We start from the raw sequence: 11,430 nt of genomic DNA on the forward strand, positions 1-11,430 counted from the left end.
CCTTATCGGATGGCCACGAACACGGCCGTGTGGCCCTGCTCGATGTCGAAGCGGGCGCCGGGTAGCGCGGAGATGACACGCCAAGCGGCGTCGAGGGCCCGCACCACACCGATGCGGAACACGACGCAGGCCACGATCGCCGCCAACACGACCAGGACCACGACCGGGAAGAGCACGAGCGCCACGGGGAGCACCGGAACCCAGACGCGGACGGGCCGGCGGTCCGGGCGGTTGACCTTGACGGTCACCAACTGCGGCATCACGTCCGGCCGTCCAGCTCGGCCAACGCCTCCTGTGCGGTGATCTCACCGCGGCGCAACCGGTCGATGATGTCGGCTCGCGAGGGCGCCGGGTCGGTCTCGACGAAGTCGAGCATCTGTGTGATCCGGTTGAGTCGTGACTTGATCGTCGGGTAGCTCACCCCGAAGATGCGTTCCATCTCCTTGATCGAACCGTGGCAGCGCACGAACGCCGTGACGAAGACCTGGTCATCGACGTTGAGCTGAGCCAGTTGCGGTGGCTCGAACTCGCCCTCGATCGCGACGCCGTTGCTCGCCAGGCGCACCCGCTCGACGACGAACGGCTGCCCCCGCGTCAGGCTGGTCAGGTCCTGCCAGTCCATGGCCTGTTCTGTCATACCTAAAGTTGTATCTCAAGAATCTTCAACTTCCAAGAAGTTGACCTTAATTTTCTTAAGGTCGTCCTTGTGGGGCGGTCTCAAGAAGCCTGAGTCGACCTCGCCGCCTGCCGGGAATGCGCAACCGCGGCGGAACCCGAAGAGGTCCCGCGGGCTCACACGACGAGGCCGTCCAGATCTTCGCCGGGCACCCGCACCTGGGGCTGTTCGCCGGGAACTCGATAGCCGTCCTGGAGTGCCCGCCGCCGCCCAGCTGAGACGCGCGCCGTTCAGGTCGTTGCTGTCCGGCAGAGGAGGAAGCGCGCCGTGGCGTCGATGACGTCGTCGAAGTGCCCGCCGGTGCCGGGGTAGTGGAATCCGTGCTCGGCGTGCTCGTACTCAAGGAGCGTGCACTCGTTGCCGGCGCGGACCATCGCGTCCCGGAACTGCCGCACCGAGCCGATCGGCTCGATCTCGTCGCGGGTGCCGTGGTGGATCTGCGTCGGTGGATTGCCCGGTCGCACGAACTCGATCAGCGAGTACTCGATCAGTCTGTCAGCGGCGACACCGACCTGCTGTGCGAGGCGGCGCTGCGCGTTCGGCTCGAAGGAGCCCAGATCCAGTCCCGCAGGGTTGAGGGCCACCAGCGCCGTGATGCCGAACTCCGGTGCCGTGCTGGACGGGGTCATCGCCGCGAGCATCGCGAGATGAGCGCCGGCTGAGCTGCCACCCGAGGCCAGGTGCGGCGCGTCGAGCCCGCGCGACGCTGCCAACCGGCCGAACCGCTCGACCACGCGCCGTACGTCAGCGAGGCAGTCGTCGATGCCGGCCGCGCCCCGACCGAGCAGCCGGTAGCCGGCCGACACCGCGAGGATTCCCCGCGACGCCAGTGCTCGGCAGTGCGGGGCGAGCCCGTCGGGCGATCCCTCGCGGAGGGCGCCGCCATGGAACAGGACGATGCCAGCACGTGGCGGCGTGCCCTCGACCGGCTCGAAGACCAGCAGGGGCAGTTCGCTGCCGTCGGCGGCCCGGTAGAAGGTCGAGGATTCCCCACCAGCCCTCACCATGACGGCATCCGATCATTGGCGGTGTACGTCTGCAAGCTGATGGGGACGCGCCGTCATGCCGTGAGTGCGAGTCGCAGGCGGTAGGGCCGTGGCGGACGTCGTTCACCAAGGGGCCTTGCTGGAGAGGACTAGGGTGCCGGGCATGGCGGGGGTCGATGACGACGGGCGCCGGCTCGACGGCGGCCGTGGCTTGGCTCGGGTTTTGCCGACCCGCCGCTGGGCGCAGGTGGTGAGCGGCTTGACCGTCGCCGTGGTGGCCGCGATCGTGTTCACCGCCCTGTTCTGGGGGCTGCACGACTGGCTCATCGATCGGGGTCGGTTGGGCCTGCCGATCCTGCTCGCGGCGCGGGTCGCCTGCTTCGCGACGATTGGCTGGGGTTGTTGGCGGGCCTATCAGGGTTTCCGTCGAACCTGACCGTCCGGGCAGCCTTCCGCCCAACGACCAGGCTCGAGCTGTGCAAGACCGCAGTGGCTCGCGCCGGCACCTTCCGGATGGCCGCACGTCGGCCGCCGTTGGGCTCAGCCTATGCGAAAGACTTCTTGCGAAAACGGGCTCCACGGACGTATAACCGAAGGGAGTCTTTCGTTAAGGGGTGCTGATGGAGCAGAACGAGCCAGAACGTCGGGTGCGCGTCCAGGACGCCACGAAGCTGCGCGCACTCGCGCACCCGTTGCGCCTACGGCTGCTGCGCTATCTGCTGGCCGCCGGCCCGAGGACCGCCGCGCAGTGCGCCGAGGCCCTTGACGACACCGGATCGAACTGCAGCTACCACCTGCATCAACTAGCCCGGCACGGCCTCATCGAGCGGGTCCCCGCCGAGGGGGCCAACCGGCGTGACCGACCGTGGCGCGCCGCCGCCACCGGGCTCGAATTCCGCCCGGACCCCGACGATGCCGAGGGGCAGCAGATCAACGACGCGCTGACCGCCCTGGAGCTAGACGAGGTGTTCCGATCGTTGCAGCGCTACCAGAATCAGCAGCACAAACTGACCGACGAGTGGCGGGAGAGCGCCACCTTCCACAGCTACACTCTCTCGCTCACTCCGGAGGAGCTGCGGCATCTCGCCCTGACCCTGGACGCCGTCATCCGGCCGTACCTTCGCCCGTTGCGCACCGCGCCCCCGAGCGATGCCCGGCCCGTCACTCTCAACCTTCAGGCGTACCCCACGGCGGAGTTCATCTGAGATGGTGACCCTGCTGCGACACCGCGGATTCGTCCTGATCTGGGCTGCCGGGCTCTTCTCCAGCGTGGCGAGCTGGCTGTTGCTCACCGGGCTGCCGATCTACGTGTTCGGGGTGACCGGCTCGGCGCTCACCACCTCCGCGGTCTTCCTCGTCGAGCTGCTGTGCGGCATCACCCTGGGATCGTTCGCCGGTGCTCTGGCCGATCGTCTCGACCGGTTCCGGCTCATGAGCTGCGTCGCCGCGTTGCAGGCCGCTGTGATGCTCCCGCTGCTCGGTCAACCCGACCATCACCTATGGGTCATCTCCCTGGTTGCCGGGGCCCAAGCGGTGCTGACGCAGACGTTCGACTCCGCCCGCAACGCCGCGCTGCCCCGCCTCGTCGAGCCCGCGCACCTGGTACGCGCCAACAGCGTGATAGCGCTCAACACCAGCGTGGGACGGCTCATCGGAGGTTCGCTGGGCGGGTTCGCCATCACCCGCGACGGCACTCGCTACCTGGCCGTCGGCGCTGCCGTTGCCTTCGTGATCACGGCGGCCCTGATCGCCGCCGGGCGCCGGGCCGCCCACCAGGCAACTGCACAGCAGACGACCCCGGACCGTACGTCGTCGTTCTTCACCGCCTGGCGACACGGCCTCACGGCGGTGCTGCGCAACCGCGCCGTCCGGATGACGATCGTGAGTGTGGCGCTGGGCGGCATCGCGCAGGGCCTGTTCGTGGTGCTCTTCGTGGTGTTCGTCAGCCGCGCGCTGCACGCCGACGGCACTCTCACCGGTGTGCTGCGCGGCGTCCAGGCGATCGGCGGCGTGGCGGGTGGGCTCATCGTCGGCCTGCTGGGCGCCCGGCTCAGTCCTCGACTGCTGATGAGCCTCGGGGCGACCACCTTCGCACTGATCAGCCTGGTCATCTGGAACGGACCGACGGTCACCCGTCAACCCGAGTGGTACGTCGGGTTGTTCATCCTGGTCGGTGCGCCTGGCATCGCGTACGCCAGCGGAGCTTTCGCGCAGATTCAACAGAGCGTGCCCGACACCGAGCTGGGCCGCGCCTTCGGCGTCTACTTCGCCATCTTCAACGCCTCGCAGGGGCTGGGCATGGCGGCGGCCGGCCTGCTCGGCGACGTGCTCAGCGTCGTACTCATGCTCAACGTGCAGGCCCTGCTGTACCTGGCCTCGGGGGCGGTCGCCTACTTTGGCCTGCGCGCCGTGCGGCAGCAGCTGCGCCCCGCCGTACGGCAGCGCGCCACCGTCGACGTCGGGTAAGCCACGCTCGTCTCACCGACGACGACGGCCCAGCCGTGCGCCTGAAGGGTTGTACGCCACGTCCTCGCCCCCGGCAACGACCAGCCCTCGCTGTGCAGCAGCGGGTGCGGGAGTGATTCGAGCAGTGACGGGAGACGTCCGACTCAGGAGCGCGGCAGTATGCCCACGAGCGATGTGATGATGGCGACCCGTAGGGCTGTCCGTAGGTCGACATGGTGGACCGCGAGCGCTGGCTCGGACTCGTAGACGGCGAGCAGGCTCGGCGGCGGCGAGGTGTAGGCGGAGAGCGCGCCACCCATGATCAAGGCGTTCAGGCAGAACAGTTCGGAGTTGTCGCCGAGCTCGGGCAGGTGCCGCCGGACGAGGCCGGCCATCACCGCGAGGTTGCCCAGGGCGGCCCGCTTGTGCCGGCGGACCGCCTCGACCGAGACGTTGTGCTCGAGCACAGCGCCCTGCGCGCCGAACAGATCGCAGAGCACCGTCTGGGTGGCGAGCGACCGGCTGAGCACGTCGGCCGTCTGCTCCGCCCGTTCCATGGGGGACCGGCTCAGGTCGACATCGTGGGCCAGCTCCTGGTCCAGCTCGGCCAGCCAGGTCGTCGTCCGGTCGTCCAGCAGGTCGAGCAGGATCGCCTCGCGGGACTCGAAATAGCGCAGCACCGCCGTCTTGGCCAGGCCGACCCGCCGGCTCAGCTCGTTCAGGGTCACCTCGGCCACCGGCATCTCGTCGAGCATCGCCGAGGTCGTCTCCAGGATGGCCCGGCGCCGGACCTCACGCTGCTCCTCGCTGCGCGCCCGCTGGAAAGTCATGACACCAACCCTAGCTTAGGTACCGGCGGTCCCTTGACAGCGTACCGGCAGTACCTTACCGTTTCAGGTGTAAGTTACCGGCGGTACATAAGGAGCACGAGATGAAGTGGACCGAGCAGCAGATCCCGCGCCAGGACGGCCGGGTGGCAGTGGTGACCGGCGCCAACACCGGGCTGGGCTTCGAGACCGCCCGGCTGCTCGCCGAGCGCGGGGCGTCGGTCGTGCTGGCCGTACGCGACACGGAGAAGGGCAAGCTGGCCGCCGCCCGCATCAACGGCGACGTCTCCGTACGGGAACTGGACCTGACCTCGCTGGAATCGGTACGCGCCGCCGCGGCCGGCCTGCGCGCCACGCACCCGCGGATCGACCTGCTGATCAACAACGCCGGCGTGATGTACACCCCGAGGCAGACCACCCGCGACGGCTTCGAGATGCAGTTCGGCACCAACCACCTGGGCCACTTCGCGCTCACCGGCCTGGTGCTCGACCTGCTGCTGCCGGTGCCCGGCTCTCGGGTGGTCACCGTCAGCAGCGTCGGTCACCGCATCCGCGCCGCCATCCACTTCGACGACCTGCAGTGGCAACGGTCCTACGGCCGGGTCGCCGCCTACGGCCAGTCGAAGCTCGCCAACCTGATGTTCACCTACGAGTTGCAGCGCCGGCTCGCCGCGCACGGCACCACCGCCGCCGTAGCCGCACACCCCGGCATCTCCAACACCGAACTGACCCGCAACTCCCCGGCCGTCGTCCGCCGACCGCTCACCTGGCTCGCCCCGCTGGTCACCCAGCCCGCGGCGACGGGCGCGCTGCCCACCCTGCGGGCCGCCACCGACCCGTCCGTCCTCGGCGGGCAGTACTACGGCCCCGACGGCCCGGGTGAGGCGCGCGGCTACCCGAGGCTGGTCACGTCCAGCCCCGACTCCTACGACGTGAGCGTGCAGCAACGCCTCTGGGTCGTCTCGGAAGACCTCACCGGCGTGCGGTTCCCGGTGGGCAGGGCCGCCGTCGCGGCGTGACCGCGCCAGGGGGGCACGTGGTCCGGGCGCGGGCAGGGGTTGGCGACCGTGGTCGATCACAGACGGTGGCCCGGCGGGAGGCGCGGTGGCGGTCAGGTGGTCAGGGGGCTGTCGTCCCTGCCCTGCGCCGGGCCAGTGCGTCGCGGATGGTGAAGACGACGAGTGAGAGCGGCACGAAGACCCAGAGCTGGAGCACTGTGTAGCGGCGCAGTTCCCCGTTGGTGTCGACGCCGGCCAGTTCGGCGTCGAGGGCGCCGGGTCGCATCAGCATGAGCGCGTACATGGACAGCGGGGCGTAGTTGAGACCTGCGCCGGTCAGCCACAGGCCGAACGCTCGGCCGCTGAGGTCGTTCGAGGTCGACAGCAGCCAGGCGCCCCACGTCACCATGACAACAACGCCGACGAGGAATTCGGCCAGGATGATCCGCCGTCGGCGGGTGGTTCCTCGGCTGCCGTACATGTCGACGGCCGCCAAACGACGAACGTTCACGCACCGATGGTGCCACCGGCGGGCAACCCGTCGCAGAGCGATCGAGCACTCCTGCGCATTGATTGTTTCTCGGGAGGCGTGCCCGGCTCGGTGCTCGTGATCCGGGACGGAAGTCCGACGTTGTGTGTCTGCCCGCTCACGGATGGCTCAATCTGAAACCCGGCTCGCCGTCGGGCGGTCGGTACACAAGGGACTGTGGAGGCTCGGATGTTGGTCATCGCGGAGGAGCGGCACACCTACCCACCGGACGGTCAGATCCCCAACCTGGAGACCGATGAGAAGGCGTGCGGCGACATCCTGGCCAGGATCGAGCCGCTGTTGCCCACCGAGCTGCGGGGGGAGGTGGTCGGCGCGTTGGTGAGCTGGTCGGAAAGCACCCTGCTGGACGGTCAGAAATTCGGCACGTGGGCCGAGGCCATCACCGCCGCGACCAGCTACGCGCGGCGGGAGGCCCTGCGGGCCACCGATACCGGTCAACGGCATCGTGGCCAGGTCGTCGACGGTGACGAACTGGCGAAGCTCAACGCGGCGGTGGCGAGCACGGGGCGGACCGGCGACCCGCAGATCGTGTTGCGCGACGAGAGCCGACGGTGGGCCAACTGCGGCATAGCCGCGTTCCAGATCCGCAAGCAGTTGCATGACAAGGGCGGCGAGCCCGCCCGACTGTCGGGCGAGACCTATCGGGCTGGGCAGGGCGTCGAGCTCCGGGAGGCACTACTCGCGCGGCCTGCCAGCGCGGAGACCGTCCTGTTGCTCGACTGCCAGTTCCCGCAGGTGCACAACTTCGTCATCGAGGTGCACCGCGACAAATCCCGCTACCTCGCCCAGGGTTACCAGGGTGCCTACTTCGCCCACTGGTGGCTCGGGCTCAAGGGCGGCAGGTACTCCGGAACGCCCACCGCCGAGATCCTCGCCCTGCGTGAGCGATACGGGATGGGCCGCCCGATCAGCGAGCAGGACTACGAGAGCCTGCTCGACGGCCTGGTGGCGGCCATCTCGTCCGACTGGCAGGAGACCGCGAACCAGTGGAAGCTCCTGCCGTTCAACCCGGACCGGCAGGAGGTCGACTCGATCCGCCAACGGTCCGCATCGCCGACATTCCTCGTGGAGGTGTTCGAGCTGCGCAAGCCGGCGGCGGCTCGCGCCAAGCTCGGCGGTGACAGCGCCGCGTCCCTCAGTGAACTGGCGACCCGAGGGCTGACAACCGACTGACGCAGTGTCCGTGGTGGGCACGACGCCCTGCGCGGGGGACCCGGAGGGGGGTCCCGCCGCGCGGCTCAACGGCGTTGCTTAGTCCAGGCCCCAGGTGAAGGCCTGGTTGTTCGAGGTCGTGTAGCAGGTGAACTGCATCATGTCGGCCCCGTTCTGCGTCGAGTTGCCCTCCACCGCCATGCACTTGCCGGTGCCGCGGTTCTTCAGCTGGTAGTAGTCAGCGAACCCGGAGGTGAAGAGCTTGATCGGCAGCCACTGGTCGTTGAGACGGGCGTCGCCGCACCCCTGCGTGACGATCTTTTCCCGCTCGGTCTTCGACGCGTTGCGGACGGCCATACACTTTCCGCCGTTGCGATAGGAGATGTGGTAGTAGCCCGAGCTGGTAGTGGTGAAGTTCCAGTTGCGGAGCAGTCCTCTGTCGCAGAGATGCTGATCGATCACGGTCCCGCTCGCCGATGCGTACGCCTCGGGGTGGATGCAGTAGTCGTTCGTGAAGGGCTGGATCACCCACGGGCCGGTGGTGGCTGCCGCCGCCGGGCTGCCGGTGCCGACCAGCGTCGCCGCGATCATGGCGAGCGTCGCCACCAGGCCGGTCATCGTTCTGCGCTTCATGAGGGGCCTTTCCCTTGTCCAAAATGGAGAGTCGGGTAAGGCTAACGATCATGCTCGATGTGCGCCACTTGTCGGCGATCTGCGCCACCGGCCGGGAACGGGACCCCGGGAGGTCCCGCTTCCCGGCCGCGGGGCGTTGCTTACGACGGGGAGAACCAGGTGAAGGCCTGGTTGTTCGAGGTCGTGTAGCAGGTGAACTGCATCATGTCGGCGCCGCTCTGCACCGAGTTGCCCTCGACCGCCATGCACTTGCCGGTGTCGCGGTTCTTCAGCTGGTAGTAGTCGGAACCACCGGAGCCGAAGAGCTTGATCGGCAGCCACTGGTCGTTGAGGCGGGCGTCGCCGCACACCTGCGTGGCGATCTTCGCCCGCTCGGTGGTCACCGCGCCGCGGACGGCCATGCACCTTCCGCCGTTGCGGTAGGAGATGTGGTAGTAGCCCGAACTGGTCGTGGTGAAGATCCAGTTGCGGTTCAGTCCGCCCTCGCAGAGGCGCTGCTCGACGACGACGTTGAGCGCCGACGAGTAGCCCGCCGGGTGGAGGCAGTAGAGGTTCGTGAAGGGCTGGACAATCCACGGGCCGGAGGAGGCCGCCGCCGCCGGACTGCCGGTGCCGATCAGCGTCGCCGCGATCATGGCGAACATCGCCACCAGGCTGGTCATCATTCTGCGCTTCATGAATGGCCTTCCGTTGTCCAATGTGGAGGGACCGGTAAGGCTAGCGATCATGCTCGATGCACGCTACCCGAGCAGACCCGCGAGCGGCGAGATGCGCCCTCTGCGGGAGTGCGGCGTCGCCTCGTCAGCGACCCGACGGCTCAGGCAGGTTTTCGCGCGCCCACTCCGCGAACGTCGTGACGGGGATGCCGAGGGCGGAGGACGGCGTCGCCCAAGGTCGTCGTGTCGATGGGGCCACCACACGGAGTCGCCGATGGTGACGGGGCGCGAGCTCAGGTGGTGCGGTCGGGCACCGCACACCCGTCCGGGGCACACATGCCCTCGGCCGCACCGACCACCGGCAGCGGCTGTGGCGTCGGGTGGCTCTCGGTCCACGCCTTGTCGATGACCGCGAGCAGGTCGTCGAGGCCGATCGCTCCGGGGACGGCGAAGCGGCCGTCGAAGACGAGAAACGGCGCGCCGCGTGCCCCGAGGCGCTGTGCCTCGCGCTGGTCGGCCGCCACGCGGGCCCGGTAGCGGCGGCTTCGCAGGGCGTCGGCGGCCCCGGCGCTGTCCAGACCCACCTCGGCGGCGAAGTCGAGGACCTCCTCGACGGTCCACAGCTTGCGGGCCTGCCCGAAGTGCACGCGGAACATCGCCGTCCAGATCTCGGCGCCGCGCCCCTGGTCGGTCGCGTACGCGAGTAGTTCGTGGGCGAAATCTGTCGGCCCGAGCGTGCGGTCCACCGCGTGGTAGGGCGTCAAACCCTCCGCCTCGGCCGCCCGCTCGATGGGCCGCAGGATCCGGTCGACTGTCGTCGCGGGCGCCCCCGCCATCGTGATCAACTCCCGTTGACTGACACCCGCTCGGGGCAGGTCGGGATGTAGCTGGAACGACCGGTGGATCACCTGGACCTGATCGCCGTACGGGAGCCGGTCCAGGGTTTGGTGGAGCCGGTGGTCCATCAGCCCGCAGTACGGGCAGACGATGTCCGACCAGAACTCGATCTTCACGTTGCTCCTCCTCGATTCTCACTTCTTGTTCGTAGTGACATGATGCGTCAGAATCGGAGAGCCACAAAAGGTACATTCATGTGCGTAGCGCGGGCTGCGCGGAGGGGTGGCGAGGATGAGCGCAGGAGATTTCCGGCGCAGGCGCACCAACGTCCGGGGGAACGTCCGGGCCGCCCCGGGACCCTGCGCGCACTGGAACGACGAGGACGCCGACTTCATCAGGGAGGTCCTGGACCTCGTCGGCGACAAATGGAGCGTGCTGATCATCGGCACGCTGGCCGACGGCCCTGTCCGCTACTCGGACCTGGGCGACGCGATCCCCGGAATCTCCCAACGCATGCTCACGCTGACCCTGAAACACCTCCAGCGGACCGGCCTCGTCAGCCGGACGTCGTACCCCGAGGTGCCACCCCGCGTCGAGTACGCCCTTACCGACCTGGGCAGGTCACTGCTCTCCACCGTCCTGGCCCTGGCGGCCTGGTCCGCCGACCACCACGCCGAGATCCGTCGCCACCAGACGGCGTTCGACAGCGGCAGCGCGACCTGACCGACTCATGCTCCCAGTTGGGCGACGACCACCCGGGTGGCCTGGGCGATGAGGGCGTCGTCGGGGGTGGCGTCCTTCGTGTCGCGGCTGGACAGCACGGCGAGCACGATCGGGGCCCGGTCGGGCGGCCAGATCACCGCGATGTCGTTGCGGGTGCCGTACCCGCCGGTCCCGGTCTTGTCCCCGACCACCCAGCCGGCCGGCACCCCGGCGCGGACCAACGCCGCGCCGGTGGTGTTGCCCCGCAGCCAACCGCGCAGCACGTCGCGGTCCGCCGGTTCCAGGGCAACCCCCACTGTGTACGCCCGGAGGTCGCCAGCCAGGGCCCGCGCGGTGCTGGTGTCCCGCCTGTCGCCCGGTGTTCCCTCGTTCAGCGCGGTCTCGTAGCGGGCGACGTCGGTGACCGTGTCGCCGAGCGCGCGTAGCTTCGCCTCGAACCCCGCCGGCCCGCCGAGGTGGCGCAGCAGCAGGTTGCCGGCCGTGTTGTCGCTGTAGCGCACGGCGGCGTCGGCGAGGGCGCGCAGGCTCATGCCCTCGCCGACGTGCTTCTCGGTAATGGGGGAGTGCGCCACCAGGTCCCGCGCCGAGTACCGCACCACGCGATCCAGTTGGGCGTCGGTGGTGCCGTCGAGCACCTCGGCGGCAGCGAGGGCTTTCCACGTCGAGGCGTACGCGAACCGCTCGTCGGCGCGGTATTCCACAGTGCGGCCGGTGCCCGTGTCGACGGCGGAGATTCCCAGCCGAGCCCCGAACTGCTCCTCCAGCCGCCGGAACTCCTGATCGGCGGCTGGCGGCGAGGCGAGGGTCGCCTCCGTGCTCGGCGTCGTCCGCGCCTCTGTCGCGTCGTCGCCGCTGCCGCACCCCGCCAACGACACCAGCGTCGACGCCGTCGCTACCACGATCGCCAGCCGTCGGACCGAAACCGCCATCGTCGTTCCTCCTGAGGG

At 69.1% G+C, this 11,430-nt stretch carries 15 protein-coding genes; 6 read left to right on the forward strand and 9 right to left on the reverse strand.

Annotated elements, in window-relative coordinates; translation table 11 throughout:
* Positions 1-2: 2 nt before the first annotated feature.
* The 3 genes from OHB44_RS15585 to OHB44_RS15595 form a co-directional block, all read right to left on the reverse strand.
* A complete protein-coding gene (locus OHB44_RS15585) occupies positions 3-260 on the reverse strand; it encodes a hypothetical protein (protein ID WP_238685940.1) in 258 nt (85 codons plus the stop codon).
* Positions 260-637: a DUF2089 domain-containing protein gene (locus OHB44_RS15590; protein ID WP_238685939.1), complete on the reverse strand. Its 378-nt coding sequence runs from the start codon at positions 635-637 to the stop codon at positions 260-262. The genes OHB44_RS15585 and OHB44_RS15590 overlap by 1 nt, the downstream gene beginning before the upstream one ends.
* Before the next feature lie 269 nt (positions 638-906).
* Positions 907-1,683: an alpha/beta hydrolase gene (locus OHB44_RS15595; protein ID WP_330441097.1), complete on the reverse strand. Its 777-nt coding sequence runs from the start codon at positions 1,681-1,683 to the stop codon at positions 907-909.
* A 142-nt stretch (positions 1,684-1,825) separates the two neighbouring features.
* Between OHB44_RS15595 and OHB44_RS15600 the strand changes: the two genes are divergently transcribed.
* From OHB44_RS15600 to OHB44_RS15610, 3 genes are all read left to right on the forward strand, one after another.
* Positions 1,826-2,098 (forward strand): hypothetical protein, encoded by a 273-nt coding sequence (locus OHB44_RS15600; RefSeq protein ID WP_330441098.1) that lies wholly within the window; start codon positions 1,826-1,828, stop codon positions 2,096-2,098.
* Positions 2,099-2,282: 184 nt separating this feature from the next.
* Positions 2,283-2,867 (forward strand): winged helix-turn-helix domain-containing protein, encoded by a 585-nt coding sequence (locus tag OHB44_RS15605; RefSeq protein WP_238685936.1) that lies wholly within the window; start codon positions 2,283-2,285, stop codon positions 2,865-2,867.
* Position 2,868: 1 nt separating this feature from the next.
* The gene (locus OHB44_RS15610) at positions 2,869-4,128 is read left to right on the forward strand and encodes an MFS transporter (protein ID WP_330441099.1); all 1,260 of its coding nucleotides are present in this window, start codon (positions 2,869-2,871) and stop codon (positions 4,126-4,128) included.
* 143 nt (positions 4,129-4,271) lie between these two features.
* Here OHB44_RS15610 and OHB44_RS15615 read toward each other — a convergent pair whose 3' ends face one another.
* A complete protein-coding gene (locus OHB44_RS15615) occupies positions 4,272-4,937 on the reverse strand; it encodes a TetR/AcrR family transcriptional regulator (RefSeq protein WP_330441100.1) in 666 nt (221 codons plus the stop codon).
* Positions 4,938-5,038: 101 nt separating this feature from the next.
* Here OHB44_RS15615 and OHB44_RS15620 point away from each other — a divergent pair, with 101 nt between their 5' ends.
* A complete protein-coding gene (locus OHB44_RS15620; protein ID WP_330441101.1) occupies positions 5,039-5,953 on the forward strand; it encodes an SDR family NAD(P)-dependent oxidoreductase in 915 nt (304 codons plus the stop codon).
* 100 nt (positions 5,954-6,053) lie between these two features.
* Here the strand turns inward: OHB44_RS15620 and OHB44_RS15625 are convergent, their stop codons facing one another.
* On the reverse strand, positions 6,054-6,443 hold the full coding sequence (locus OHB44_RS15625; protein ID WP_266302682.1) for a hypothetical protein: 390 nt from the start codon (positions 6,441-6,443) through the stop codon (positions 6,054-6,056).
* Between the two features lie 207 nt (positions 6,444-6,650).
* On the opposite strand from OHB44_RS15625, the gene OHB44_RS15630 reads away from it, so the two are divergent.
* Positions 6,651-7,655 (forward strand): hypothetical protein, encoded by a 1,005-nt coding sequence (locus tag OHB44_RS15630; protein ID WP_238685931.1) that lies wholly within the window; start codon positions 6,651-6,653, stop codon positions 7,653-7,655.
* 78 nt (positions 7,656-7,733) lie between these two features.
* Here OHB44_RS15630 and OHB44_RS15635 read toward each other — a convergent pair whose 3' ends face one another.
* From OHB44_RS15635 to OHB44_RS15645, 3 genes are all read right to left on the reverse strand, one after another.
* On the reverse strand, positions 7,734-8,267 hold the full coding sequence (locus tag OHB44_RS15635) for an RICIN domain-containing protein (RefSeq protein WP_330441102.1): 534 nt from the start codon (positions 8,265-8,267) through the stop codon (positions 7,734-7,736).
* Positions 8,268-8,407: 140 nt separating this feature from the next.
* The gene (locus OHB44_RS15640) at positions 8,408-8,944 is read right to left on the reverse strand and encodes an RICIN domain-containing protein (protein WP_238685929.1); all 537 of its coding nucleotides are present in this window, start codon (positions 8,942-8,944) and stop codon (positions 8,408-8,410) included.
* Positions 8,945-9,216: 272 nt separating this feature from the next.
* On the reverse strand, positions 9,217-9,936 hold the full coding sequence (locus OHB44_RS15645; RefSeq protein WP_330441103.1) for a DsbA family oxidoreductase: 720 nt from the start codon (positions 9,934-9,936) through the stop codon (positions 9,217-9,219).
* Positions 9,937-10,051: 115 nt separating this feature from the next.
* On the opposite strand from OHB44_RS15645, the gene OHB44_RS15650 reads away from it, so the two are divergent.
* Positions 10,052-10,483 (forward strand): winged helix-turn-helix transcriptional regulator, encoded by a 432-nt coding sequence (locus OHB44_RS15650; RefSeq protein ID WP_330441104.1) that lies wholly within the window; start codon positions 10,052-10,054, stop codon positions 10,481-10,483.
* 5 nt (positions 10,484-10,488) lie between these two features.
* Here OHB44_RS15650 and bla read toward each other — a convergent pair whose 3' ends face one another.
* Positions 10,489-11,412, reverse strand: a complete 924-nt coding sequence (gene bla / locus OHB44_RS15655; RefSeq protein ID WP_330441105.1) for a class A beta-lactamase — start codon at positions 11,410-11,412, stop codon at positions 10,489-10,491.
* Between the last annotated feature and the right edge of the window lie 18 nt (positions 11,413-11,430).

It is taken from the genome of Micromonospora sp. NBC_00821 (genome assembly GCF_036347035.1).
GTDB classification, from domain to species: domain Bacteria; phylum Actinomycetota; class Actinomycetes; order Mycobacteriales; family Micromonosporaceae; genus Micromonospora; species Micromonospora hortensis.

What these genes read in the sequence shown, in the direction of transcription:
- OHB44_RS15605 (WP_238685936.1), top strand. Translation starts at nt 2,283, where the DNA reads ATGGAGCAGAACGAGCCAGAACGTCGGGTGCGCGTCCAGGACGCCACG.
- OHB44_RS15640 (WP_238685929.1), bottom strand. Translation starts at nt 8,944, where the DNA reads ATGAAGCGCAGAATGATGACCAGCCTGGTGGCGATGTTCGCCATGATC.
- OHB44_RS15600 (WP_330441098.1), top strand. Translation starts at nt 1,826, where the DNA reads ATGGCGGGGGTCGATGACGACGGGCGCCGGCTCGACGGCGGCCGTGGC.
- OHB44_RS15615 (WP_330441100.1), bottom strand. Translation starts at nt 4,937, where the DNA reads ATGACTTTCCAGCGGGCGCGCAGCGAGGAGCAGCGTGAGGTCCGGCGC.
- OHB44_RS15610 (WP_330441099.1), top strand. Translation starts at nt 2,869, where the DNA reads ATGGTGACCCTGCTGCGACACCGCGGATTCGTCCTGATCTGGGCTGCC.
- OHB44_RS15630 (WP_238685931.1), top strand. Translation starts at nt 6,651, where the DNA reads ATGTTGGTCATCGCGGAGGAGCGGCACACCTACCCACCGGACGGTCAG.
- OHB44_RS15585 (WP_238685940.1), bottom strand. Translation starts at nt 260, where the DNA reads ATGCCGCAGTTGGTGACCGTCAAGGTCAACCGCCCGGACCGCCGGCCC.
- OHB44_RS15595 (WP_330441097.1), bottom strand. Translation starts at nt 1,683, where the DNA reads ATGGTGAGGGCTGGTGGGGAATCCTCGACCTTCTACCGGGCCGCCGAC.
- OHB44_RS15635 (WP_330441102.1), bottom strand. Translation starts at nt 8,267, where the DNA reads ATGAAGCGCAGAACGATGACCGGCCTGGTGGCGACGCTCGCCATGATC.
- OHB44_RS15650 (WP_330441104.1), top strand. Translation starts at nt 10,052, where the DNA reads ATGAGCGCAGGAGATTTCCGGCGCAGGCGCACCAACGTCCGGGGGAAC.
- OHB44_RS15590 (WP_238685939.1), bottom strand. Translation starts at nt 637, where the DNA reads ATGACAGAACAGGCCATGGACTGGCAGGACCTGACCAGCCTGACGCGG.
- bla (WP_330441105.1), bottom strand. Translation starts at nt 11,412, where the DNA reads ATGGCGGTTTCGGTCCGACGGCTGGCGATCGTGGTAGCGACGGCGTCG.
- OHB44_RS15620 (WP_330441101.1), top strand. Translation starts at nt 5,039, where the DNA reads ATGAAGTGGACCGAGCAGCAGATCCCGCGCCAGGACGGCCGGGTGGCA.